The 19,523-nt window shown below is 64.1% G+C and carries 17 protein-coding genes; 7 read left to right on the top strand and 10 right to left on the bottom strand.

The annotated features are described in order from the left end of the window. Positions 1-16: 16 nt before the first annotated feature. The 6 genes from AC1Q5S_RS18475 to AC1Q5S_RS18450 form a co-directional block, all read right to left on the bottom strand. Positions 17-922 (bottom strand): SDR family oxidoreductase, encoded by a 906-nt coding sequence (locus AC1Q5S_RS18475; protein ID WP_422204506.1) that lies wholly within the window; start codon positions 920-922, stop codon positions 17-19. Positions 923-1,079: 157 nt separating this feature from the next. Beyond that, a complete protein-coding gene (locus tag AC1Q5S_RS18470) occupies positions 1,080-2,012 on the bottom strand; it encodes a glutathione S-transferase family protein (protein ID WP_303834492.1) in 933 nt (310 codons plus the stop codon). A gap of 61 nt (positions 2,013-2,073) precedes the next feature. After that, positions 2,074-2,541: a GNAT family N-acetyltransferase gene (locus AC1Q5S_RS18465; RefSeq protein WP_422204509.1), complete on the bottom strand. Its 468-nt coding sequence runs from the start codon at positions 2,539-2,541 to the stop codon at positions 2,074-2,076. Between the two features lie 2 nt (positions 2,542-2,543). Then, positions 2,544-3,560: an NADP-dependent oxidoreductase gene (locus AC1Q5S_RS18460; protein ID WP_492239198.1), complete on the bottom strand. Its 1,017-nt coding sequence runs from the start codon at positions 3,558-3,560 to the stop codon at positions 2,544-2,546. A 110-nt stretch (positions 3,561-3,670) separates the two neighbouring features. Next, on the bottom strand, positions 3,671-4,093 hold the full coding sequence (locus AC1Q5S_RS18455) for a PaaI family thioesterase (RefSeq protein ID WP_303834496.1): 423 nt from the start codon (positions 4,091-4,093) through the stop codon (positions 3,671-3,673). A 178-nt stretch (positions 4,094-4,271) separates the two neighbouring features. Continuing rightward, positions 4,272-5,063 (bottom strand): SDR family oxidoreductase, encoded by a 792-nt coding sequence (locus AC1Q5S_RS18450; protein WP_492239197.1) that lies wholly within the window; start codon positions 5,061-5,063, stop codon positions 4,272-4,274. 469 nt (positions 5,064-5,532) lie between these two features. On the opposite strand from AC1Q5S_RS18450, the gene AC1Q5S_RS18445 reads away from it, so the two are divergent. Then, positions 5,533-6,213, top strand: coding sequence for a PEP-CTERM sorting domain-containing protein (locus AC1Q5S_RS18445; protein ID WP_492239196.1), 681 nt, complete (start codon positions 5,533-5,535; stop codon positions 6,211-6,213). Positions 6,214-6,437: 224 nt separating this feature from the next. Further along, positions 6,438-7,610: a VanZ family protein gene (locus tag AC1Q5S_RS18440; RefSeq protein WP_303834502.1), complete on the top strand. Its 1,173-nt coding sequence runs from the start codon at positions 6,438-6,440 to the stop codon at positions 7,608-7,610. A gap of 8 nt (positions 7,611-7,618) precedes the next feature. Here AC1Q5S_RS18440 and AC1Q5S_RS18435 read toward each other — a convergent pair whose 3' ends face one another. Together AC1Q5S_RS18435 and AC1Q5S_RS18430 are read right to left on the bottom strand one after the other, a co-directional pair. Further along, the gene (locus AC1Q5S_RS18435; protein WP_492239195.1) at positions 7,619-9,457 is read right to left on the bottom strand and encodes an acyl-CoA dehydrogenase; all 1,839 of its coding nucleotides are present in this window, start codon (positions 9,455-9,457) and stop codon (positions 7,619-7,621) included. Positions 9,458-9,726: 269 nt separating this feature from the next. After that, positions 9,727-10,515, bottom strand: coding sequence for an IclR family transcriptional regulator (locus AC1Q5S_RS18430; protein ID WP_303834505.1), 789 nt, complete (start codon positions 10,513-10,515; stop codon positions 9,727-9,729). A 200-nt stretch (positions 10,516-10,715) separates the two neighbouring features. Here AC1Q5S_RS18430 and AC1Q5S_RS18425 point away from each other — a divergent pair, with 200 nt between their 5' ends. From AC1Q5S_RS18425 to AC1Q5S_RS18405, 5 genes are read left to right on the top strand one after another with little or no spacing between them, the layout of a single operon-like run. Continuing rightward, a complete protein-coding gene (locus AC1Q5S_RS18425) occupies positions 10,716-11,735 on the top strand; it encodes an amidohydrolase family protein (RefSeq protein ID WP_492239194.1) in 1,020 nt (339 codons plus the stop codon). 44 nt (positions 11,736-11,779) lie between these two features. Then, positions 11,780-12,754, top strand: coding sequence for a Bug family tripartite tricarboxylate transporter substrate binding protein (locus AC1Q5S_RS18420; RefSeq protein WP_492239208.1), 975 nt, complete (start codon positions 11,780-11,782; stop codon positions 12,752-12,754). Positions 12,755-12,787: 33 nt separating this feature from the next. Continuing rightward, a complete protein-coding gene (locus tag AC1Q5S_RS18415) occupies positions 12,788-13,750 on the top strand; it encodes a tripartite tricarboxylate transporter substrate binding protein (protein WP_303834509.1) in 963 nt (320 codons plus the stop codon). 10 nt (positions 13,751-13,760) lie between these two features. Beyond that, positions 13,761-14,960: a CaiB/BaiF CoA transferase family protein gene (locus AC1Q5S_RS18410; RefSeq protein ID WP_092697897.1), complete on the top strand. Its 1,200-nt coding sequence runs from the start codon at positions 13,761-13,763 to the stop codon at positions 14,958-14,960. Next, positions 14,957-15,796: a citryl-CoA lyase gene (locus AC1Q5S_RS18405; RefSeq protein WP_492239193.1), complete on the top strand. Its 840-nt coding sequence runs from the start codon at positions 14,957-14,959 to the stop codon at positions 15,794-15,796. Before AC1Q5S_RS18410 ends, AC1Q5S_RS18405 begins: the two co-directional genes overlap by 4 nt. A 252-nt stretch (positions 15,797-16,048) precedes the next feature. Here the strand turns inward: AC1Q5S_RS18405 and AC1Q5S_RS18400 are convergent, their stop codons facing one another. Both AC1Q5S_RS18400 and AC1Q5S_RS18395 read right to left on the bottom strand, forming a co-directional pair. Continuing rightward, positions 16,049-17,224, bottom strand: a complete 1,176-nt coding sequence (locus AC1Q5S_RS18400; protein WP_303836310.1) for an acetyl-CoA C-acyltransferase — start codon at positions 17,222-17,224, stop codon at positions 16,049-16,051. Between the two features lie 33 nt (positions 17,225-17,257). Next, positions 17,258-19,357: a 3-hydroxyacyl-CoA dehydrogenase NAD-binding domain-containing protein gene (locus AC1Q5S_RS18395; RefSeq protein ID WP_492239192.1), complete on the bottom strand. Its 2,100-nt coding sequence runs from the start codon at positions 19,355-19,357 to the stop codon at positions 17,258-17,260. Positions 19,358-19,523: the final 166 nt, after the last annotated feature.

Raw genomic sequence — 19,523 nt, 5'->3', positions numbered from 1 at the left:
CGGAGGGCTCGCAGGCTCAGTCGGTGCGCAATGCTGCGCGCAGCTGCGCTCCCAGCGCGGGCTTGTCGGCAAAGGGATCGGTGGGGTTGCGGGCCTGCAGTATGTCTTCCATGCGGGTCTGCACTGCGCCTATCGCCCTGGGATGGCTGTAGATATAGAACCGGTTGGCCGCCACGGCGTCAAACACTTTCTGCGCCACTTCGGCGGCCGTCACCTTGCCGGAACTGACGGCCTTGTTGGTCATGGCCTGGCCGATAAGCTGGCTCTGGGTGGGCTTGTCGCCCGCCAGCCCATCGGGGCGGTTGCGCTGGCTCTCGTTGATGCCCGTGGCCACGAAATACGGGCACAGCACGCTGGCGCCCACCTGGTCCGTCACCAGTGAAAGATCCTGGTACAGCGTTTCCGACAGACTGACCACGGCGTGCTTGCTCACGTTGTAGATGCCCATGTTGGGCGGCGCCAGCAGGCCCGCCATGCTGGCGGTGTTGACGATGTGGCCGCGCCACTGCGGATCCTTCCTGGCCGCCTCCAGCATCATGGGCGTGAACACGCGCACGCCGTGCACCACGCCCATGAGGTTCACGCCCAGCACCCATTCCCAGTCCTTGACCGAGTTTTCCCATACCAGACCGCCCGCACCCACGCCAGCGTTGTTGAACACCAGGTGCGGTGCGCCAAAGCGCTGCGCCACATCCGCGGCCAACTGCTCCATCTGGGGGGCGCTGGAGACATCCACCTTGCGGGCCAGCACCTGGGCGCCTGCTGCCTGCATCTCGGCAGCGGCGGCATCGAGTGCGTCCTGCTGCACATCCACCAGCACCAGGTTCATGCCCAGGCGGGCGCCAATGCGCGCGCATTCCAGGCCAAAGCCCGAGCCTGCGCCGGTGAGGACGGCGGTCTTGCCAGCAAAGTTGTCGATCATGTTGCGTGTCTCCTGAAGAATTTCTGTTGAGGAATGGTGCGAGGCCGTGGAACGGGGCGCTGCCCGTCGCGCGGGACGCCGAGCAAGGGCCGCCCCGCTGCGAAGGCGTCGTCCCCTTCCCGGCGAAGCCGAGAGAAGGGGGAAGCGGCGCAGCCGCTCAGGGGGATGCCCTTAACACATAGCCAATACGGGGAAAGTGCACATGCACCGTGCCGGCACGCGGATCGGTGCGGCGCAGGCTGTAGCGCGTGCGTGTGGCGGCGATGAGGGTGCCCGCGGTGGGCTCGGTGCCAAAGCTCTCGGCCGCCACCGTGACCTCGTCCCCCAGCGCAATGCCGTGCTCGTCCTGAAAGACGTCGTTCACCACCGGCAAGGGTTCGGCACCGGCCGCCACCGTGATGGCGTCGGCGGCGCTGAATTTCTCCATGCGGCCGTGCCCCAGGGCCGCCACCCGGTCCATCCACTCCAGCACGGCGGGCGTGGCCTGGAAGATGTCGGCCATCACCGGCACGCACTGGCGCGTGAACCACAGCGGGTGGTAGGCGGCAAAGTCGGCCACGCAGGGCTCGGCGCCAAAGGTGAAATCATGTTCTTCCACCATGTGCGCCAGGCGCCGCAGATAGGAACGGTAGGCCGCCGTGGCGTCCTGCGGGCGCAGGCGCGGCATGCCGGCACTCATCTGGCGGCGGTCGTCGCCAAAGGCCTGGGCCACCTCGGGCGCCACATGGGCAAAAAGCGCCTGGGCGCCGCGCGGTTGCAGGCTGTAGGCCATGGCGCTCTGGAACAGGGTGCTGTCGGCCCACTGTGCAAACACCCGCGCCACGCCCTTGAGATGGGGTGGAAACAGCACCGGCTCGGGGTGCTCATGTTCGAGCACCTCGCAGATCAGCGCCGAGTCGCAGTAGATGTCGGCGCCGATCTGCAGGAACGGCGTCTTGCGGTAGCCGCCCGTGAGGGCCACCACATCGGGCTTGGGCGCGATGCTGGGGATGATCACCGACTTCCAGGGCAACTGCTTGAAGCCCAGCACCAGACGGATCTTTTCCGAGAAAGGCGATGAGGGGTAATGGTGCAGGATCAGTGCGGTCATGGGCAATCTCCAGTGCAAGCATTGAAACAAATGGCCGTGCAGGCATCAGCGCCGGCACTGCTCAGGGCGGGCTCCACAGCATCTCGATGTGGGGAATGCCATCTTCGAGGTACACGTCAGAGACCGCCACAAACCCCAGGCTGCCATAAAAACGCTGCAGATGCGCCTGCGCGCTGATGCGCACCGCCCTGCCCGGCCAGACCTGTTGGCAGCGGTCCAGCCCCTGCACCATGAGCGCGCGCCCCATGCCGCCACCGCGCGCCGCGCGGGCCGTGACCACGCGCCCGATGGAGGGCTCGGGGTAGTTCACGCCCGGGTCCACCACGCGCAGGCAGGCCTGCAAGGCCCCGGCATCGTCATACCCCAGCAGGTGCCAGGATTGCTTGTCCGCACTGTCCGGGTCCTGGTAGGGCCCCTGCTCCAGGATGAACACCTTGCAGCGCAGGGCCAGCGCATCATGCAGGGCATGCACGCCCAGGTCGTCGAAGCGGGCCCAGGTCCAGCGCAGCACGGGCGGCAAGGCAGCCATGTTCAGACCAGCTTGACGAGCTGCTTGCCGAAGTTCCTGCCCTTGAGCAGGCCCAGAAAAGCCTCGGGGGCCGCGGCAATGCCTTGCGCAATGGTCTCGCGCGGGCGCAGCTTGCCGGTGCCCACCAGGGTGCCCAGCTCTTGCAGGGCCTCGGGCCACACCTCCATGTGCTCGCTCACGATGAAGCCTTCAACCTTCATGCGGTTGATCAGTATGAGCGCGGGGTTGGCCATGGGCAAGGGCTGGCCATCGTAACCGGCGATCATGCCGCACAGGGCGATGCGGCTGAAGGCGTTCATGCGCAGCATCACGGCGTCCATGATCCAGCCACCCACGTTTTCAAAGTAGCCGTCGATGCCGTTCGGGCAGGCATCCTTGAGGGCCTTGGACATGGCCTTCACGTCGCTGTGCTCTTTGTAGTCAATGCACACGTCAAAGCCCAGCTCTTCCACCGCATAACGACACTTCTCGGCGCCGCCCGCAATGCCCACGGCGCGGCAGCCGCGCGCCTTGGCCAGCGCGGCAAAGGCGCTGCCCACGGCACCCGTGGCGGCGCTCACCACCACGGTATCGCCTGCCTTGGGCTCGATGATCTTCACCAGGCCATACCAGGCCGTCACGCCCGGCATGCCCACGGCGCCCAGGTAGTGCGACAGCGGCACATGGGTGGTGTCCACCTTGCGCAGCGCGCCCACGGCATTGCCATCGACCACGCTGTATTCCTGCCAGCCGCCCATGCCCACCACCTTGTCACCCACGGCGAACTTGGAGTTCTTGCTCTCGGCCACCTCGCCCACGGTGCCACCGATCATCACCTCGCCCAGCGGCTGCGAGGCCGCGTAGCTCTTGCTGTCGTTCATGCGGCCGCGCATGTAGGGATCAAGGCTCAGGTAATGGTGGCGCACCAGCACTTCGCCCTCCTGGAGCGCGGGGGTGTCAGTGGCCACCAGCTTGAAATTGCTGGCCACGGCCTCGCCCTGGGGGCGGTTGTCGAGCACGATTTGTTGGTTGCGTGGCATGAATGACTCCTTTTTGCTACTTTTTTAATAGCTTCTTGCGCTTATAAATTTGCGCAAAAGCCCGATTTGATTCAAACCTGGTTCAGGGCATCCAGCGGCCGGATCCCCCATCAATCCGTCGAAATCACCCGCTGCCCATCGGCTTGGGCGGGCTGGCGCCGCACATACTTGAACGTGCCCGTGGCGTGGCTGCAGACACGGCCTTCGGCGTCGAACACCGTGCCTTCGACAAAAGCGATGCTGGCGGTACGGTGGATCAGACGCCCCTTGGCCACCAGCGGCCCGCGCGCGGGTTGCATGAAGCTGGTCTTCATCTCGATGGTGACCACGCCAAAGTCGGGCATGTCACTGCGCGCCGCGGTGGCCAGGGCCACATCCAGCAAGGCCATCGACGCGCCGCCGTGGGTCACGCCAAATGAGTTCAGGTGCTCGGGGAGCGCTTCGTAATGCAACTCGGACTCGCCCCCCGCCATGCGGTGCAGTCTGAAACCGAGATGGCTGACAAAGGGGATATCGGCACCAAAATTCAACACAGGCAACTCCAGGGTTTAAGAAAAGACACAAAGAATAGCCCTTGTGCCGCGGCGGCAACCTGTGCGGCCCGCATGGGCGCATGGCCCCTGGGGCCGTCCACCGCAGCACTGCACCGGTCCAGCCCGCAAGGCAGTCCGCGCCGAACGCGCCACCCCCGAAAAGGCAGCGCCCGCAGGCTCAGCCACCGGTGACCACGCTCACCCCGCCATCCACCGCCAGCCACTGGCCGGTGATGTGCTTGCCCGCATCCGAGGCATACAGGGCGCACAGGCCCTTGAGGTCTTCGTCGTCGCCCAGGCGGCCCAGCGGTGCATGGGCAGCCAGCGCCTCTTCGCCCATGGCCTTCAGGGTGCCCACCGTCATCCGGCTGGGGAAAAACCCCGGGCAGATCGCGTTGACGCGGATGTTGTACTTGCCCCATTCGGCGGCCAGCGCCCGCGTGAAATTGATGACCGCGCCCTTGGACGTGTTGTAGGCAATGGTGTTCATGCCGCTCGGGTTGCCACCCAGGCCCGCGATGGATGCCACATTGATGATGCTGCCGCTGCGCCGCGCAATCATGTTGTGCTTGGCAATGTGCTGGCTCAGGATGAAGTAGCCGCGCACGTTGAGGTTCATCACCTTGTCCCAGGCATCGACCGGGTGGTCTTCGGCGGGCGCACCCCAGGCAGCGCCGGCATTGTTGACCAGGATGTCCACATCGCCCATGCGCTGCAGGGTTTCGTCGGCCAGGCGGCGGATGTCGGCCTCTTGCGCGCAGTCTGCGGCGATCCAGCGCGCATCGATGCCGGCGGCCTGCAGTTCGGCCGTGGCCTCCTCCAGGTCCGACGCCTTGCGCGAACTCAGCATGATCCGGGCACCGGCTTCCCCCAGCGCGTGCGCCAGCTGCAGGCCCAGCCCGCGCGAGCCCCCGGTGACCAGGGCCGTCTTGCCGGTAAGGTCAAACAATTGTGGGATGGTGCGGGTCATGTCTTGTCTCCTGGTTTGAATGGGGTCGCTGCCAGCAACCAGCCTGGCACTGCGTTGCGATGCATTGTGCGTTGGCGCGGCGGCGGGGTCTGTCGCCTGGGCGATTGGAAGTCGCGAATGAGAGCTGCGTGGTACAGAAATCGGCCAGGAACACCAGTGCAAAAGCGCACAGCCCAGGTGTCAAGGCCCGCTCAACACTGGCGTGCGACGTCGGGTTCGCCAGAATTCCTTCGCCAGCCCCGTCCACAGAACCCACGCTTGCGCGGTTGCAATGCCATTCACAAAGTGAAGCCGACAGCCCATCACCCCGGCTCGGCGTAATCGCCTTGTTGATCCGTCGGAATTATTTACAGCCAAGACGTTACCGACGGCTGAAAAAAAGCAAGTCATTGATTAATAACGACTTTGTTTGTTGGCACAAAGCGTGCTTTGTAACAGTGGCTTGAGAAAACCATCCGGGAGAACCACCATGTCGATGACAAAAAAACTCGCTATCGCAGGCATTGTGGCGAGTGCCTGCCTTGCTGTGCACGCTGCGCCAGTGACGTATCTGGCCGCAGACAATAATGTGACCACGCTCGCGCAAATGGTGAACTCGACCGCAGCCGCGGCATCGTTCCTTTCGGTGGCTGGCGCACTGAACACCGTGGATTTCGAATCCCCCCTGCCTGCCAACCTGACCATCACCGGCGGCACGACCAACACCGGAACCCCCGGCTGTGGCGCCGTGTGCGGATTCAATACCACTGCAGGTGGCGCACTCTTCCGGACCGTAAGTGGCGGCTCGGTCACTTTTTCCTTCGTCAACGCAGTGGATGCTTTCGGCTTTTTCGTAAACGGCCTGCAGACAGATCTGGTTCCGCAGCAAACTATCAATTACGTGGATGGTTCCTCGGTCACACAGACCATCAACATGCCCTCAGCGATCAACGGTGGCGGCGCTTTCATTGGCTTCATTGACTACGGTCAGCTGATCTCCAGCGTGACTTTCAATGCGACAAACGACATTCTTGGGTTTGACGACCTGCGCTTCGGCCGCTCGGCCAACAACCCTGACGATCCCAACAATGTGCCCGAGCCCGGCTCGCTTGCGCTGCTCGGAGTTGCTCTCGCAGGGCTTGCATCGATTCGCCGCCGCCAACAGCGCTGATCGTTTGCCCGCCCGCCCGGCGCGCGAGACATCGTCGGGCGTGCGCACCCGTGGCAGGCCGTCAACAATTCTCGGCAGTTATCAGCGCAAAAATAGCATGCAGCGCCCATCCAGCAAGCGCTGACAGCTATATTTTTATAGCATCCAAGTCGAGCGCGGCCAGCGCAGGGCCCACTGCAAGGTGATGTATGGTGTGATCCCGGATTCAGTGACCCGAGGCGCCCATGAAATCTGTCGATGATCGCTCGCGAGGCCTCCCGATCGCGCTGGCGCTGGTTGTATTGCTCGTTGCGTATGGCTCGCTGTTCCCCTTCCAGTGGAACTTCAATGCGCCGCAGGCGTTCATCTGGAGCGGCCGCATCGGTCTGGTGGACCTGGTCGAAAACATCGCGTTGTTTGTGCCGCTGGGTGGGCTGCTGGGCTGGGCTGGGCTGGAGCGTCCGCGCAAGTGGGTGTTTTTTGCCGCCTGGCTGGCGGCGGCGATAGTGTTGGCCAGCGCGCTGCAATGGCTGCAAAAATTCCTGCCCCGCACCCCAGCACTTTCAGATGTCATCTTCAACATGGCGGGCTATGCGCTGGGCTGGGGCGCAGGGTTTGCCGCACGGTGGCGTGTGGGTCACTTGCTGAACCGGCACCAGGGTTGGGCCGATGCCGACCGGTTCACGCTGGTGCTGATCGTGCTGTGGTGGGTGGCAGAGCTGTATCCGCTGATTCCCACGCTGGACGTTTCCTCGGTGGCACAGAACGTCAAGTCGCTGTGGCAGCAAGACCTGTGGCAACCGCGGCGCATGCTGCTGCATGTGGGTATGGCGGTGATTGGCTTGTCTGCCATTGCGCACCTGGCCCGCACCGCCCATCTGGCGCACCGCGCACACACGTTGGCCCTGCTGGCCACACTGGCGGTGCTGGCAGGCAAATTCGTGGTCGTGGGTCAGTCGCCGGGCATGGCGGTGGTGCTGGGCATTGGGGGCGGCTGGTTGCTGTGGCGGTGGCTGGATACGTGGGCGCCTGGGGCACGCTGGGCAGCCACAACATGGGCGGCCCTGGCCACCTACCTGCTCGACGCCCTCTGGCCCTGGGCGTGGCGCACGCCGCCGGCCGACATGGAATGGATGCCGTTTGCTTCCACGCTCTCGACCTGGGTGCAGTCTGCCATCACGGCGCGCGCGTTGGAGTGCCTGTGCTTTGGCGCCATGCTCTGGAGCACGGTGCGCAACGGGGCCTTGCTGGCAGGCATGACCCTCTGCACGGCGGTGCTCGCTTTGGTTTGCGAATGGACGCAGCGCTATCTGCCCACCCGCACGGCCGAAATCACGTCGGTGCTGCTGGCCGTGGGCATGGGTTGGCTGCTGTCCGCTTGCACCCCGGCGCGCGGTACGCACAGGGCTGCGGTGTGAGCGTTGCCCTAAAACGCCTCTTCGCCGAGCGCGGCGCAGGTGGTATCGCGGCGGTTCACCACGTTGAGCCAGGCACCCATCTTCGGCAGTTCGTAATGGTAGAAATAGCGTGCAGCGCCCAACCTTCCTGCGCTAGCAGCTACTGAAAGCGCAGCATCCGCGCGCAGCGTGGCCAGTGCCACATCCAGCCAGGTCCAGGCCAGCACCATGTGGCCAAAGGCCTGCATGTAGGGCACGGCGTTGGCCAGGGCCTCGGCCGGATTGCCGGTGTCCCAGGCGGCCTGCGTGGCGGCGGTCACCTGCTGCAGCGCATCGCCCAGCTGCGCCGCATAAGGCGCCAGCACGGGCACGGCGGCGGCCTGCGCCATGGTGGCCTGCATGCGCGCGGCCAGCAGCTGCAGGCCCCGGCCGTTTTCCATCAGCACCTTGCGGCCCAGCAGGTCGGCGGCCTGGATGCCGTGCGTGCCCTCGTGGATCATGTTCAGGCGGTTGTCGCGCCAGTACTGCTCCACGGGGAAGTCGCGCGTGTAGCCGTAGCCACCGTGGATCTGGATAGCCAGCGAGTTGGCCTCCAGGCAGAACTCGCTGGGCCAGCTCTTGGCAATGGGGGTCAGCACTTCCAGCAGCAGGCGCGCCTCGTCGGCGGCCTCGGGTGCGCCGGTGTGCTGCTCGTCCACCAGGCGGGCACAGAAGAGGTTGAGCGCCAGCGCGCCCTCGCCATAGCTCTTTTGCGCCAGCAGCATGCGGCGCACGTCGGCGTGCTCGATGATGCGCACCTGGGGCTGGGCGGCGTCCTTGCCGCCAGCACCCATCAGACGGCCCTGCGGGCGGTTCTTGGCGTAATCCAGGCTGGCGTAGTAGCCCGCCAGACCCAGCATGGTGGCGGCCATGCCGATGCCGATGCGCGCCTCGTTCATCATGTGGAACATGCACGCCAGGCCCTTGCCGGGCTGGCCCACGAGGTAGCCCACCGCTCCCGCCCTGCCCTGCACCGGGTACTTGCCTTCGCCAAAGTTGAGCAGCGTGTTGATGGTGCCGCGCCAGCCCAGCTTGTGGTTCAGGCCCGCCAGTGCCACGTCGTTGCGCACGCCAGTCAGCTGGCCCTCGGTATCCACCAGCTTCTTGGGCACGATGAACAGCGAAATGCCACGCGTGCCCGGCACCAGCTTGCCATCCGGCCCCGGAATCTTGGCCAGCACGAGGTGGACGATGTTCTCCGACAGCTCATGCTCGCCCGACGAAATCCACATCTTGTGGCCCGTGAGGCGGTAGCGCGGGCCGAGCGGGTCGACCTCGAATCCATCACCATCCGGCACGGCACGTGTCGCCACATCGCTCAAGGACGAGCCCGCCTGCGGCTCCGACAGGCACATGGTGCCCGAGAAGCGCCCCGAGAATTCATTGAGCGCAAACACCTGCTTCTGCAGCGGCGTACCGTGCACCATCAGCAGGTTGGCATTGCCCACACTCAGCAGACTGGAGCTGATGCTGATCGAGGCCACGGCAAAGAAGGCATTGGCCGCCGCATCCACCGTGTAAGGCAGCTGCATGCCGCCAATGTCGTAATCCTGCGCCGCGCTGAGCATGCCCGAGGCGGCATAGGCGTCGTAGGCATCCTTGGTGGCCTGCGGCAGCGTGACGCGCTCGCCGTCGAAATGCGGCTCCTGCGTGTCCACCGTGCGGTTGAACGGCGCGTACTTCTCGCGCGCGATGCGCTCGCAGGTGTCGAGCACGGCATCAAACGTTTCGCGCGAATGGTCGGCAAACCGCTCGCGCGTGTTGAGCGACTCGGCCTGAAGCCAGTCGTAGAGCAGAAAATCGAGGGTGGAGCGCAGGGAGGTCGTCATGCGGGAAATTATGGGAGCCGCATCGGGCTATCGCGTGTCCGGTGGGTGACGCGGACCGGCGGCACCTCGGGTGGAATGACCGGTTGAATCGGCCATCCATGGCAACCGTTCACTGCTTTGGTAAAGCGGACGTTCCGAATCCAATCGAAGCCGCACGTGGTTGCTTCAAGCGAGGCGCCTCATATGTCCTGCGGCACACCGTACGCGCAGGCGTCACCAGCGATTCGGCTGGGTCGCTGCCTGGTCACTCGTGTTGCCCCAGGACTTTTCTAGGCGACGCGGTCCTTCAATCGCGCCATCGTCAGTTGCTCCAACCCTTGTTGATAGCGCACAGTGCCGCCGCCCAACGCGGATGTGGCATCACGCGCGGTTTCAAGGACCTGGCGGCATGCGGCCAGCATTGCGTCCGACGGTTCCAGTCGCGCTCGCGGGCCGGACACCGTCAGCGCGCCTTGCAACTCACCGTTGACCCCAAACACTGGTGCCGCAGCAGAAGCAGTTTCGGGGTCGCGCTCGCCGTACGAAACGGCCCACAACTGCTCGCGAATCTCCTCGTAGCCCCGAGGCGGCGATGCGGAGAACGCGAGCAGGACCTTGCCCGATGCACCTTGGGCAACGGCGTATTCCTGCCCGATCTGCACGGACGCACGAACCGACCTTGCCGGCTCGGCGCGAAACAGCGCAATGCGCTTGTCGTCTTGCCTTACGTAGAAGGAAGCCGTTTCGCCAGTGGCCGCGCTCAACTGCTTGAGCAAGGGCTCAATGACATGCCCCACCTGGAAAGAGCGTTGGTAAATCGAAGCGAGCCGCAGTGGCTGCGGGCCAATGGAGTATTGGCCGTCCGGCAGTTTGCGAATGAAGCCGCCGTGCTCCAAGGCACCGAGTAGACGCAGCACAGTGCTTTTGTAAAGCCCGGTCCTCCTCGACAGCTCGGTCAACGTGAGCCGGCCCTCGTCGGGTCCAAAAGCGGCGAGCAGAGAAAACGCTTTATCCAGGACAGCAATGCCACTTGATTCGGCGGTGTTAGCGGGCGGTGGAGCGGTAGTCGAGTCAATCATGGAGGCATAGGACGGACGAAATGGCGCGCTGTCTTCAGGCAGCCAAGTCGAAGTGTGACACGCCGCCGCGGACGCACCAGCACATGCCCAAAAGAAGGGTTAACCCGCATTCAAAAGGTCGTTTTTTGTTTGTATAGTTCTATCTAACAGTCCTTGGTTCTATCTAATAGAACATCAACACACACTCCAGAGACACAAGCATGTCCACCAGCAACTATCTGCCCGTTCGTGACGACTGGCTCGCGCTGCGCCAGGAGGCCGTCCTGGAGCCTGAGTTGCCCATCGTCGACGCGCACCACCATTTCTACGACCGGCCGGGTTGGACCTATCTCGATAGTGAGTACCTGGCCGATGCACGCTCCGGCCACAACGTGGTCGCGTCCGTCTACATGCAGGCGCTAACGCGGTACAAGCAGGAGGGGCCTGCGGCGCTCAAGCCCGTTGGAGAAACAGAGTGTGTCAATGCCATGGCACAGAAACAGGCCGAGGGCATCCCGCAAATCGCCAAGGGCATCGTGGGCCACGCCGATCTCCGGCTGGGCGCGGAAGTACGGGAAGTGCTGGAGGCGCACGTGCAAGCCGGCGCGGGTCGCTTCAAGGGCGTGAGGCACCTCACGACTTGGGACGCGGATTCGTCGCTGGTCAATCCCCTGTCCGCAGTCCCTCGCGGCCTTCTTCTGGACAAGGCCTACGGCCGCGGGGTTGCCCAGTTGGCTTCGCTGCAGCTCTCCTACGACGCATGGCTGTTCTTCCATCAGTTGCCAGAACTCTTCGAATTGGCCAAATCGGCGCCGGACACCCCCATTGTCATCAATCACTGCGGCGGCATCGTCCGAGTCGGTGCCTACGAATCACGTCGCCAGCCAGTCTTCGAGACCTGGCTGCATTCCATGCGGCAGCTCGCCCAGTTACCCAACGTCTACGTGAAGCTGGGTGGACTGGGGATGCGCATCAACGGATTCGACTTTGAGAAGGGCGAGCTTCCTCCGAGTTCTGAGCAGTTGGCCGAGGCGTGGAAGCCGTGGATGGAGCCGTGCATCGAGGCCTTTGGGGCAGAGCGCTGCATGTTTGAAAGCAATTTCCCAGTCGACAAGGGTTCGTACAGCTACGTCACGTGCTGGAACGCCTTCAAGCGACTGACTTCCCGCGCCACTGCCCACGAGCGCGCAGCACTTTTCCAAGGGACGGCGACTCGGGTCTATCGCCTCGCCCAGCCCTAAGCCGATCCACCTGCCCCCCAGTTCCTCAGGAGACTACCTTGAACATTTCCAAGTTCGCCACCGCCCGCGTGGCCATATCTGTCGCTCTTGTCGTCTGCAGCGTTGCAGCCGCTGCGCAAAGCGCCTACCCCAGCCAGCCCATCAAGGTTGTCGTACCGTTCCCGCCAGCCGGTGGCACCGATGTGCTCACGCGCCTGGTGGCCAACGAGGTGACATTGAAGGACAGCAAGTGGACCTTCATCGTCGACAACAAGCCGGGCGCGGGTGGGAACATCGGCATGGACGCCGTCGCCAAAAGCAAGAAGGACGGCTACACCGTCGGAACGGGGCAGACCGCCAACCTGGCCATCAATCCGACGCTGTACACAAAGATGCCTTTCGATGCTTCGAAGGACTTTGCGCCGGTCGTGCTACTGGCCTCGCAGCCACTTGTCTTGGTCGTCCGAGCGGACTCTCCCATCAAGAACCTGGAAGACCTGAAAACACAGGGGCAGAGCAAACAGCTGACGATGGCTTCCGCCGGCACCGGCACCGTGGGCCATGTGGGCGGCGAAATGTTCGCCCGCCGTGCGGGCCTCAAGGTCATGCACGTCCCGTACAAGGGCGCCGGTCCCGCCACCACCGACCTGTTGGGCGGTCAAACGGACATCTACTTCGCCACCCCGCCCAGCATCGTTTCCATGGTCAAGGCTGGCAAGTTGCGCGCCGTCGCCGTCACTTCGCTCAAACGCATTGAAGTGCTTCCCGATGTTCCCACCATCACCGAGTCCGGCTATCAGGGTTTCGTCGTGGAGGACTGGAAGGCGCTCGTTGCTCCGGCCGGCACGCCGCCTGAAGCCATCACCAAGGTGAATGAGGCCGTGAACGCGGCCCTGAAGCGGCCGGAGGTCATGGCCCGCCTGCGCGACGAAGGCAGCGTTGCACGCGGTGGCTCGCCGGCGGAGCTCGGCGCCTTCATGAAGAGCGAACAGACGCGCTGGGGTACCGCTGTCCGTGAATCGGGCGCGAAGCTCGATTGAGTGCCCCTCTCTCAACAACTTCCGGAGACTTTCATGCCATTCAACACCTTGCGCCGAGCCATCGTCCTTGCAGGCGCCGCATCCCTCTTCAGTGCTGGCGCATTCGCTCAGAAGCCCGTCACCATCATTGTTCCCTATGCGCCTGGCGGTAGCGCCGACTTGGTGACGCGTGTCATCGCGCAGTTCGCCGCACCCGGCGTCGGCGCACCGTTGATTGTCGACAACCGCACCGGTGGCGGCGGCGTCGTCGGCTGGGGCGCAGCCGCCCGGTCTGCCCCCGACGGCAATACCTTGCTCACCGTCGAGCTCTCCTACACCATCGCCGCTGGCCTGATTACGACACTTCCATTCGACCCCAAGAAAGCCTTCACACAGGTCGCCACGGCGGTCAAGGTCCCGCATGTTCTGGTCATCAATCCGGCCGTGCCTGCGAAGACAGTGCAGGAGTTCATCGCCCTGGCCAAGGCACAGCCGGGCAAGCTGAACTATGGCTCTGGCGGCAACGGCACCAACACGCATCTGGCGGGCGAACTTTTCAAAAGCACCACGGGTGTCGACCTCGTGCACGTCCCCTACAAAGGCGCCGGCGCCGTCCTGACCGACCTCATGGGCAACCAGGTTCAGGCCCTCATCACCTCCGTACCCACCGCGCTTCCGCACATCAAGAGCGGCAAGCTCCGCGCCCTCATGGTGACCGGGGCAGAGCGCAACGCCATGCTGCCCGACGTGCCGTCTGCCAAGGAGGCAGGCATTCCCAGGATGGACATGGACTACTGGATTGGCATCGGCGCCCCGGCCGGCACGCCGCAAGTCGTCGTGGACAAGCTGAACAAGGAGTTCAACGCATCCCTTGCCCAACCGGAGGCCAGGAAGAAGATTGCCGAGATGGGCCTGACGGTGGTGGCGAATACACCCGCCCAGGCAACGCAACTGGTCAACAGCGAGATTCAGCGCTGGAGCGCCGTCATCCAGCAGGCCGGCATCAAGGCCGACTGAGGAGAGCGTCATGTCCAATGCGCTTCGCGGCGTCCGCGTTCTTGACCTCACCAACGTGCTGGCGGGGCCCTTCGCCTGCCACCAGCTGGCCCACATGGGCGCCGACGTCATCAAGGTGGAGACCCGCAACGGCGGTGACCTGGCGCGCCAGCTCGGCGCCGACCCCGAGCTGAACAAGCGCTACATGGGCGTCTCGTTTCTGGCGCAGAACCCGGGCAAGCGCTCCATCACCATCGACTTCAAGCACCCGACCGGAAAGGACGTATTCAGGAAACTGGTGCGCACGGCAGACGTCGTGGTCGAGAATTTCCGCCCTGGCGTCATGCAGCGCCTGGGACTTGGCTACGACGAACTCCTGAAGGAGAACCCCAAACTCATCTACTGCGCCATCTCGGGATTTGGCCAGGATGGGCCGCTTCGCGACCTGCCGGCGTACGACCAAATCATCCAGGGCATGTCAGGCGTCATGAGCATCACCGGTGCGCCGGAGAACGCGCCTTACCGCGTCGGCTATCCGGTCGCCGACACGATTGGGGGCATCACCGCGGCATTCGCGGTCGCGGCAGCCTTGGCGGACCGGGAGCGCAGCGGCGGAACCTTCATCGATGTCTCGATGCTCGAAGCCGTCATGGCGACCATGGGATGGGCGGTCTCGAATCACCTGATTGCAGGTCGCGAGCCCAAGCCCATGGGCAACGAGAACGTGACCGCCAGCCCGTCCGGAACTTTCCGTACCGGTGACGGACTTCTTAACATCGCCGCCAACAAGCAAGAGCAGTTCGAGGCCGTGTGCCAGGTCGTGGGACGCCCCGAACTCATCACCGACGCGCGCTTCAGCGAACGACAGGCTCGCCTGCAGCACCGGTTCGAACTCAAGGCAGCGTTAGAGGAAGCCATGGCCATGAAGTCGACGGACGAGTGGTGGACACTTTTCAATCAGGCTGGCGTGCCTGCAGGCCCTGTCTACTCGGTTCCCCAGGCACTTGAACACCCCCAGGTGGCTGAACGCGGCATGGTGGGTCGTTTTGACAATGTGCCCGGTGTCGGTCGCGACATTCGCCTGGTACGCACAGGATTCAAGGTGAATGGCCAAGCACCTCGGGTCGACTCAGCGCCACCCACGCTGGGGCAGCACTCTGATGAAATTCTGGCGGAACTGGGCTATTCGCCTCTGGAAATTGAGGCACTGAAAGAGGAGAAGGCAGTATGACGGACACGACACCCGATGCACGCAAGGCCACCGAGGACTGGTGGCGCACAAGCATCATCGACATGTCGCCTGGCGTCATCCGCTACCGCGGGTACCCCATCGAAGACTTGATTCGCGAGCGAGTCAGCCTGGCGCAGATGATCTGGCTGATGACGCGTGGTGAACTTCCCACCCGCGTCCAGGGCGAACTGCTGGAGTCCGCTCTGATGTCCGCGGTCGACCATGGTCCGCAAGCTCCGAGCATTGCCATTGCACGAATGGCAGCTACGTGTGGCGTTGGCCTCAACAGCGCCATGGCCTCGGCAGTCAATGTCCTGGGCGATGTTCACGGGGGTGCCGGCGAACAAGCCGTGGAACTGTATGAAGACATCGCTGCGCGGATGGACACGGGCGCAACCGAGGACGACGCAGTTGCGGCGGGGCTTCGGGCGTTTGTGGAAGTCCATGGCAAGGTCATCTCGGGTTTTGGGCATCGCTTTCACCCTGTAGACCCTAGAAGCGCTCCTCTACTCGAGCTCGTCGATGAAGCAGCCAAGAAGGGTGAGGTGAGCGGCAGGTTTGCGCGCATCGGACGAGCCGTTGAAGCGACGCTGAGCGCGAGCAAAGGCAAGCCAATCCCCATGAACATCGATGGGGCCACCGCGGTGATCTACGCTGAGCTTGGCTTTCCGGCGCCATTGGCGCGGGGACTCTTCTGTCTATCGAGGTCGGTCGGCGTGCTTGCTCACGCGTGGGAACAAACACAGCAAGGCGGCCGCATCAAGGGGCCGATACCCCGCCAGTTCATTCCGACATACCAGGGGCAGCCAAAGAGGAAGGTGCCGGTTCAACGTTAACAGGAGCTGGCCAAGTCGTGTCCCACGCCGCAGAGGTTCACTCAGGAGACGATTTCGCACAGGCGGCCAATGTCTGCTGGGAGCCGACTGCCGTCCGCCCCCCAAGCTGCGCGGCAACGCAACCAAGGCATCTCAAGCCCTCCAGGCCCCCCGCACCCATTCATCAATCACCAGCAGCAAATAAATAGCAAACGCCCCACGCAAACCTTGCGGCATGCGCGGGGCGTTGAGTCTCCAAGTCGCCGTCAGCGCTTACAGCACTTCAAACACGCCCGCCGCACCCATGCCGCCACCAATGCACATGGTCACGCACACACGCTTGGCACCGCGGCGCTTGCCTTCGATGAGGGCGTGGCCCGTGAGGCGCTGGCCGCTCATGCCGAAGGGGTGGCCCACAGCGATGGCGCCGCCATTGACGTTGAGCTTGTCGGCAGGGATGCCCAGCTTGTCGCGGCAGTAGAGCACCTGCACGGCGAAGGCTTCGTTCAGCTCCCACAGGTCGATGTCGTTCATCGACAGGCCCAGGCGCTTGAGCACCTTGGGGATGGCGAACACGGGGCCGATGCCCATTTCGTCGGGTTCGCAACCGGCCACGGCGAAGCCGAGGAAGCGGCCCAGGGGCTTCAGGCCCTTCTTCGCGGCCAGGTCTTCGTGCATGACGACCACGGCACCGGCGCCGTCGGACAGCTGGCTGGCATTGCCGGCCGACACCAGGCCACCCGGCAGGGCTGAGCGCAGGTCCTTGATGCCGTCGTAGGTGGTGCCGGCGCGGATGCCTTCGTCCACGCTCACCGTCACCTGCCTGGTGGTGAGGCCCAGACCCAAGTCGGCCACGCCCATGGTCACGGTGATGGGTGCGATTTCGTCGGTGAACAGGCCGGCCTCCAGCGCTGCGGCAGCCTTCTGCTGGCTGGCGGCGCCGTATTCGTCCATGGCCTGGCGGCTGATGTTGTAGCGCTTGGCGACCTGCTCGGCCGTTTGCAGCATGGGCCAGTAGACCTCGGGCTTGTTCTTCATGAGCCAGGTTTCCTGCAGCATGTGCTGGTTCATTTCCTGCGCGGTGCAGGAAATGGTTTCCAGGCCACCGGCCACGTAGATGTCGCCTTCGTTGGCAATGATGCGCTGGGCGGCGGTGGCGATGGTCTGCAGGCCGGACGAGCAGAAGCGGTTGATGGTCATGCCCGATACGGTGACGGGGCAGCCGGCGCGCAGGGCGGCCTGGCGGGCGATGTTGGCACCGCTGGCACCTTCGGGCGTGCCGCAGCCCATGATGACGTCGTCCACTTCAGCGGCTTCAATGCCGGCCCTGGAAATAGCGTGCTCGATCACGTGGCCACCCAGCGTGGCGCCGTGGGTCATGTTGAAGGCGCCCTTCCAGCTCTTCGTCAAGGGGGTGCGTGCGGTCGATACGATTACTGCGGAAGTCATGTTGGTTCCTTGTTCGGTGGTGTGGCTGGACGCTTAGCGGAAGGCCTTGCCTTCGGCGGCCAGCTTGGCCAGCAGCGGCGCGGGCTTCCAGAACGCGGCATCGTCCAGCGGGTTCTTGGCGAAGCGGTTCATGGCCTGCACCACGTTGAACAGGCCGACTTCGTTGGCGTAGTTCAATGGACCGCCCCGGTGCACCGGGAAGCCGTAGCCGAAGATATAGACCACGTCGATGTCGCTGGCCTTGTTGGCGATGCCCTCTTCCAGGATGTAGGCGGCTTCGTTCACCAGACTGAACACCAGGCGCTGGACGATTTCTTCGTCAGAAATCTTGCGCGGCGTGATGCCGAGCGACGCGCGGTGGTCCTCGATCATCTTCACCACCTCGGCGTTCGGGATGGCGTCGCGCTTGCCGGGCACGTAGTCGTACCAGCCGGCGCCGGTCTTCTGCCCGAAGCGACCTTTCTCGCACAGCAAGTCGGCGGTCTTGCTGTACTTCATGTCGGGCTTTTCGGTGTAGCGGCGCTTGCGGATGGCCCAGCCGATGTCGTTGCCGGCCAGGTCGCCCATGCGGAACGGGCCCATGGCCATGCCGAATTTTTCCATCGCCTTGTCCACCTGCTCGGGCGTGCAGCCTTCGTCGAGCAGGAAGCCACCCTGGCGGCCGTACTGCTCGATCATGCGGTTGCCGATGAAGCCATCGCACACGCCCGAGACCACGGCGGTCTTCTTGATCTTCTTGGCCATGGCCATCACGGTGGTCAGCACGTCCTTGGCGGTGGCGTCGCCGCGCACCACTTCGAGCAGCTTCATCACGTTGGCCGGGCTGAAGAAGTGCAGGCCCACCACGTCCTGCGGACGCTGGGTGAAGTGGGCGATCTTGTTGACGTCCAGCGTGGAGGTGTTGCTGGCCAGAATGGCGCCGGGCTTCATCACGGCGTCGAGCTGCTTGAACACGGCCTCCTTCACGCCCAGTTCCTCGAACACGGCCTCGATCACGAGGTCAGCGTCCTTCAGGTCGGCGTAGTCGAGCGTGGTGCTCAGCAGGGCCATCCGCTGCTCGTACTTGTCTTGCTTGAGCTTGCCCTTCTTGACCTGGGCTTCGTAGTTCTTTCGGATGGTGGCGATGCCACGGTCCAGCGCCTCCTGCTTCATCTCCAGCATCTTCACGGGGATGCCGGCGTTGAGGAAGTTCATGGCGATGCCGCCGCCCATGGTGCCGGCGCCGATCACGGCCACGGCCTGGATGTCGCGCTGGGGGGTGTCGGCGGGCACGTCGGGAATCTTGCTCGCGGCGCGCTCGGCCAGGAACAGGTGGCGCAGCGAGCGCGATTCGGGCGTCCACATCAGGTTGATGAACAGCTCGCGCTCGAACAGCAGGCCATCGGCAAACTTCTTCTTGGTAGCGGCTTCGACGGCGTCCACGCACTTGGCGGGCGCCGGGAAGTTCTTGCTCATGCCCTTGACCATGTTGCGCGCGAACTGGAAGTACGCGTCGCCCTGCGGGTGCTTGCAGGGCAGGTTGCGCACCAGGGGCATGGGGCGCACGTCGGCCACGCTCTGCGCGAAAGCCAGGGCCTCGGCGGCCAATGCCTCAGACGATGCTGCCATCTTGTCAAACAGCTTCTGGCCGGGCATGGAGCCGAGCAGCTCGCTCTTCACGGGCTCCCCGCTCACGATCATATTCAGGGCCGCTTCCACACCCACCACGCGCGGCAGGCGCTGCGTGCCGCCGGCGCCGGGCAGGATGCCCAGCTTCACTTCGGGCAGGGCCACGCTGCAGCCGGGGGCCGCAATGCGGTAGTGGCAGCCCAGGGCCAGCTCCAGCCCGCCGCCCATGCAGACCGAGTGGACCGCGGCCACCACGGGCTTGGGCGAATTCTCCACCGCCGCAATCACGGAGTGCAGGTTGGGCTCTTGCAGGGATTTGTCAGTGCCGAATTCCTTGATATCGGCGCCGCCGGAAAACGCGCCGCCCGCGCCGGTGATGACGATGGAGGTCACCGCGGCATCGTCATTGGCACGGGTCAGGCCGTCCACAATGCCCTGGCGGGTCGACAGGCCGAGCCCGTTGACGGGAGGATTGGCCAGCGTGATCACGGCAACGGAGCCGTGGACTTTGTATTCAGCGGTCATGCTGTTGTTCCTTGGAAATGAGAAAAGAACGATCGTGCGATTTTTATTGTAGAGAGTTCTGCCCGCGTTGACTGTGCCGATTTGTCTCGCCCGGGACAAAAGACAACCAGCCACTCACATGGGAGCAAACGCGGCCCATGGCACAAGGCAGTGAGCACCTCGCTGG

Source organism: Acidovorax sp. GW835-FHT14B10 (assembly GCF_058793725.1).
The sequence above is the reverse complement of the archived record's forward strand: the minus strand, read 5'-3'. Positions and strand labels throughout refer to the sequence as shown.

Excerpts from the sequence above, each read along its gene's own strand:
- AC1Q5S_RS18465 (WP_422204509.1), bottom strand. The coding sequence starts at position 2,541 with ATGGCTGCCTTGCCGCCCGTGCTGCGCTGGACCTGGGCCCGCTTCGAC.
- AC1Q5S_RS18410 (WP_092697897.1), top strand. The coding sequence starts at position 13,761 with ATGTCCAATGCGCTTCGCGGCGTCCGCGTTCTTGACCTCACCAACGTG.
- AC1Q5S_RS18400 (WP_303836310.1), bottom strand. The coding sequence starts at position 17,224 with ATGACTTCCGCAGTAATCGTATCGACCGCACGCACCCCCTTGACGAAG.
- AC1Q5S_RS18470 (WP_303834492.1), bottom strand. The coding sequence starts at position 2,012 with ATGACCGCACTGATCCTGCACCATTACCCCTCATCGCCTTTCTCGGAA.
- AC1Q5S_RS18450 (WP_492239197.1), bottom strand. The coding sequence starts at position 5,063 with ATGACCCGCACCATCCCACAATTGTTTGACCTTACCGGCAAGACGGCC.
- AC1Q5S_RS18415 (WP_303834509.1), top strand. The coding sequence starts at position 12,788 with ATGCCATTCAACACCTTGCGCCGAGCCATCGTCCTTGCAGGCGCCGCA.
- AC1Q5S_RS18440 (WP_303834502.1), top strand. The coding sequence starts at position 6,438 with ATGAAATCTGTCGATGATCGCTCGCGAGGCCTCCCGATCGCGCTGGCG.
- AC1Q5S_RS18435 (WP_492239195.1), bottom strand. The coding sequence starts at position 9,457 with ATGACGACCTCCCTGCGCTCCACCCTCGATTTTCTGCTCTACGACTGG.
- AC1Q5S_RS18460 (WP_492239198.1), bottom strand. The coding sequence starts at position 3,560 with ATGCCACGCAACCAACAAATCGTGCTCGACAACCGCCCCCAGGGCGAG.
- AC1Q5S_RS18445 (WP_492239196.1), top strand. The coding sequence starts at position 5,533 with ATGTCGATGACAAAAAAACTCGCTATCGCAGGCATTGTGGCGAGTGCC.
- AC1Q5S_RS18425 (WP_492239194.1), top strand. The coding sequence starts at position 10,716 with ATGTCCACCAGCAACTATCTGCCCGTTCGTGACGACTGGCTCGCGCTG.
- AC1Q5S_RS18430 (WP_303834505.1), bottom strand. The coding sequence starts at position 10,515 with ATGATTGACTCGACTACCGCTCCACCGCCCGCTAACACCGCCGAATCA.
- AC1Q5S_RS18475 (WP_422204506.1), bottom strand. The coding sequence starts at position 922 with ATGATCGACAACTTTGCTGGCAAGACCGCCGTCCTCACCGGCGCAGGC.
- AC1Q5S_RS18405 (WP_492239193.1), top strand. The coding sequence starts at position 14,957 with ATGACGGACACGACACCCGATGCACGCAAGGCCACCGAGGACTGGTGG.
- AC1Q5S_RS18395 (WP_492239192.1), bottom strand. The coding sequence starts at position 19,357 with ATGACCGCTGAATACAAAGTCCACGGCTCCGTTGCCGTGATCACGCTG.